At 64.0% G+C, this 584-nt stretch carries 1 protein-coding gene; it reads right to left on the reverse strand.

Annotated elements, in window-relative coordinates:
* The coding region (locus CFB81_RS34740) for a 3-hydroxybutyrate dehydrogenase (RefSeq protein WP_089438205.1) at positions 1-584 on the reverse strand (584 nt) is incomplete at both ends.

A 584-nucleotide genomic window follows, 5' to 3' on the forward strand; every position in this document is an offset into this window, starting at 1 on the left:
GCCGACAGGAACAGCACCGTCTGCGCGACGTCCTGCACCGTCGTGAACACGCCGTCGACCGTGTTGCCGAGCATCACCTTCTTGATCACGTCCTCTTCGCTGATGCCGAGCTCCTTCGCCTGCTCCGGAATCTGCTTGTCGACCAGCGGCGTGCGCACGAAGCCCGGACACACGACGTGCGAGCGCACGTTGTGCTTCGCGCCTTCCTTCGCCAGCACGCGCGCGAGACCCAGCAACCCGTGCTTGGCCGTCACATACGCGGACTTCAGCGGCGACGCCTCGTGCGAGTGCACCGAGCCCATGTAGATCACGACGCCGCCGCGATCGTCCTTGTACATGTGCTTGAGCGCGGCCTTCGTCGTCAGGAACGCGCCGTCCACATGGATCGCCTGCATCTTCTTCCAGTCGGAGAACGAATAGTTCTCGATCGGGTTGACGATCTGGATGCCCGCGTTCGACACGAGGATGTCGACCGAGCCGAACGCCTCGGCCACCTTGTCGATGCCGCTGTTCACGGCGTCCTCGTTGGTCACGTCCATCGCGACGCCGATCGCCTTGCCGCCTGCCTTGTTGATCTCGTCGGC

Source organism: Burkholderia sp. AU28863 (genome assembly GCF_002223195.1).
Lineage (GTDB): Bacteria > Pseudomonadota > Gammaproteobacteria > Burkholderiales > Burkholderiaceae > Burkholderia > Burkholderia sola.